The sequence below is a fragment of the Pseudomonas sp. SDO5591_S426 genome, assembly GCF_054070755.1.
Genome location: NZ_JBSVXD010000337.1, coordinates 1 through 3,353, shown reverse-complemented (window position 1 = coordinate 3,353; position 3,353 = coordinate 1). Strand labels below are relative to the sequence as shown.

4 protein-coding genes are annotated in these 3,353 nt (G+C 55.3%); 1 reads left to right on the top strand and 3 read right to left on the bottom strand.

All coding sequences use genetic code 11. From position 1 onward, the window contains the following. Positions 1–39: 39 nt before the first annotated feature. The 3 genes from ACW9JC_RS29520 to ACW9JC_RS29510 form a co-directional block, all read right to left on the bottom strand. Positions 40–909 carry a DUF6279 family lipoprotein gene (locus ACW9JC_RS29520; protein ID WP_457459458.1) on the bottom strand — a complete coding sequence of 290 codons (870 nt, stop codon included), beginning with the start codon at positions 907–909 and terminating at the stop codon, positions 40–42. 77 nt (positions 910–986) lie between these two features. Further along, on the bottom strand, positions 987–1,709 hold the full coding sequence (locus ACW9JC_RS29515) for a TorF family putative porin (protein WP_457459456.1): 723 nt from the start codon (positions 1,707–1,709) through the stop codon (positions 987–989). Positions 1,710–1,918: 209 nt separating this feature from the next. Then, on the bottom strand, positions 1,919–2,107 hold the full coding sequence (locus ACW9JC_RS29510; protein WP_028621608.1) for a hypothetical protein: 189 nt from the start codon (positions 2,105–2,107) through the stop codon (positions 1,919–1,921). A 349-nt stretch (positions 2,108–2,456) separates the two neighbouring features. On the opposite strand from ACW9JC_RS29510, the gene ACW9JC_RS29505 reads away from it, so the two are divergent. Then, the gene (locus tag ACW9JC_RS29505; protein WP_457459460.1) at positions 2,457–3,293 is read left to right on the top strand and encodes a CvfB family protein; all 837 of its coding nucleotides are present in this window, start codon (positions 2,457–2,459) and stop codon (positions 3,291–3,293) included. Positions 3,294–3,353: the final 60 nt, after the last annotated feature.

Below are 3,353 nucleotides of genomic sequence, written 5' to 3'. Positions count from 1 at the left end.
ATCGCGAGCAGGGCTCACTCCTACAGGGGGTTTGAGTTGTTAGCTCTGTTTTGCGGCTTTCAGACATTTCAAATCACTGAAATCCTTCTTCACCCCCTCGATTTTCGTCAGCAACCGCTGACGCTGCTCCGGCGTGCTTTCAGCCATCAAATCGACGAACAGCGAGCGTGCCTGCGCTTCTGTGGCCGCGAAGGCCTGGCGATAAGCAGGTGTCCATAAACGCTCGCGTTCGACCAGAAGCGTCTCGATTCGTTGTGGGAATTCAGGGCTGTGGCGTTGCGCCACTGCCGCACTGAACTGCTTCTGCCAGTGGACGCGATTGGCGATCCACTGCGTGTTCTGGTCGCCCAAAGCATTCGACCATGCCACGACGCGCTGATGCTGAGTGGCGTTCAATGGGCCAAGCCAGTCACCCAGGCGTTTTTCCATGCGCTCGCCGCGTTCCTTGATCTGCTGATCGAGGGACGGCTTAAGGTATTGCGCCTGGCGTTTGCGCTGGTCTTTGGCGAAGGCCTCGTTCATTTCGGCGACCTGCGTGTCGTCCAGCCCTTGCAGCAATTCGACCGCGGAGGAGGTGATTTCCCGGGCCGTTTCGGCGATCGCCTGTTTGGCTTCCAGCGCGCGGGCTTGCAATGCAGCATCGGTGACCTGGTTCGTGGCGACCATGGTTTGCAGTCGATCCAGCCAGTCGAGGTAGCCCGGCATTTGCGTGGTGCAATGCCAGCTCAAGTGTTCCTTGAGGCGCTCGTTGAGCCAGCCTTTTTGCTCACCGTTCATGTCCAGGTAGTCGCCGAGCGTCCAGGGAATGATCACGTCGAGGTTGCGGTAGGCCAGGCCCATGCGGCTGCACGCGCCGAGGGCGAGGCTGAACATGAGCACGAAGGCGATCTGTTTTAACCAGCGAGACATGGGCGAATCCTTGCGAAAGCCTGGCTTCGGGGACTGATTCTCATGTGAACGCAAGATCAGCCCGGCAGTTCAGCCAATCAATAGAAGGCGCGTTCAGCCTTGAGGGTAACGAGCCCGTCACACTGACTGTTGTGCCCGGAATAGGCTGAACAATAGCTGCCGCTGAGGCTGGAGTCGCTGTAGATCAGGTTGAGGTCGATGCCCATGAACGGTCGAGACAGTTTCACCGACCAATCGGTGAAACTTCCTACGTAACCACCGTCCACCGCGACTGGCGTGTTCAGCTGGTGGGTGGTGTATTTCATGCTGATCCCGATGCCGAACGGCTGATTGCCACTGAGGTCGGCGAACAGCGTGTTGTTCTGTTTGTCCGGGTCGTTGCTCAAAGCGATGCCGAAACGACTGCCGAGCAAGGTCAGGCCACCGAACAGCTCCTGACTGTCGAGCGTTTCCACTTCGGGGTAGCTGTAATGGATCATGCCCACTTCGTAGCCGAAGGTTTGGTCGAAGGGTTGTTTAAAGCCTGCGTAGGAATCGATCTCGAGATTTTTCCCCGGGCTGATGCCCACGCTGGGCGACCATTGGCCAAAGTAGAAGCCGCTGTTGTGCGTCAGGTCCAGACCACCATGGAATGAGCCGGCGGCCGAGGGTTTGACCAGGCCTTGAGCCATGCTGCGGGTGGGACTGGTGCCGAGCTTGAGATCGAAATCCCCCATCTCGCGTTGAAAGATTTGCCCATGGGCGATCGAACACGCCATAAGGCTGACCAGCAGGATGGGTAAGCAGGAGGGTTTGAACATGCGTCGCTCCATGAACAGCGGGGGGCGGGCGGAGAGGCCTGCTGAAACGCTTGATCTAGACGCGTGCAAGGATACCGGCGAATGACGGGCATCGAGGGCCGTTCGTCGATTTTTACAAGATTGATTGTTTGCGAGGGAGTTGTTGCGAGGGTTCCAGTCCAGGCGCTTCGAAGCTCAAAGCGCCCAGGGACCAGGTGAAGCGAAGGGTGTTACTTCTTGCCCAAGGTGATCTGCTTGGACGGGCCGAACGTCTGGCCGCTGACGCCTTTGGCAATTTGCTGGATTTCACCGCCGGATTTGAGGAATGCAGCGATCTGGTTGTTGATCGATTCGCTGGTTTCAACGGCTGGAGCTGGCTTTGCTTTGCTGGTGGATGCTTTTACACGCATGGCGGCCATTAACCTGTAGAAAATTAACTTGGCCAGGCATCGTACAGGAATTACCTGCAATTTGCTTGGCAAATATCCCTTGGACGTTTCAGGTGAAGGGCGAAACAAGCCGCGAATTGTTGTTGGTCTATTTTCCCTAAGTCGCTGTTTTAACTAAAAACATGACTCGGAAAATCTCTTTTTACCCTTGCCGGGCAGTGACGAAAGTCGTCGGAATGGTCAGACGAGCGGCCAGCTACCCATGGCAAAAGCCAGGAAAATTAAGGCCTTCGCAGGATTTTCTTGCGCCACCGGGCCGGCCACCGAACGCAGCCTGCAAAACCGGGTAGAATGCCGCCACGTAATGAGGGTATTGGACATGGCTTTAGTCGGGCGTTACAACAGTTTGCAAGTGGTTAAACACACTAACTTTGGTTTATATCTGGACGGCGGCGCGGATGGCGAAATTCTTTTGCCCAATCGTTATATTCCAAAAGATATTCCCAGCGAAGATGAAGACTGGTTAAACGTTTTTGTTTATCTGGATAGCGATGACAAACTTATCGCAACTACTGAAAAGCCAAAAGTTCAGGTAGGTGAATTCGCCAGTTTGAAAGTTGTTGAAGTCAACAGCATCGGCGTGTTCCTGGACTGGGGGCTGCCGAAGGATCTGTTGCTGCCGTACTCCGAAGAAAAACGGCAGATGACAGCCGGCGAGTACACCGTGGTGCATGTCTACCTCGACAAGCACACCCGCCGCATTACCGCGACGGCGCGTCTGGATCGCTATCTCGACAAGACGCCGGCCAACTACACGCCGGGCCAGGAAGTTGACTTGCTGGTTGCCGAAGCCACCGATATGGGTTTCAAGGCAATCATCAATAACAAGCACTGGGGCTTGATTCACAAGAACGAAATCTTCAAGTTCATGCGCGCCGGTAAAGAAGAGAAGGGCTTCATCAAGGAAGTTCGTTCCGACGGCAAGATCAGCCTGAGCCTGCAACCGGTCGGCCAGGAAGCGGCCACCAGCCTGAACTCGAAGATCCTCGCCAAGTTGCGTGAGAACAACGGCAGCCTGCCGGTCAGCGACAAGAGCGACCCGACAGTGATCAGCAGCATGTTCGGCGTCAGCAAAGGCAACTTTAAAAAGGCCATCGGTGCGTTGTACAAGAATGGCCAGATTGTCATTCATGCCGATCGCATTGAACTGAGCTGATACTCGAAACACTCTGTAGGAGCTGCCGCAGGCTGCGATCTTTTGATCTTGATCTTAAAA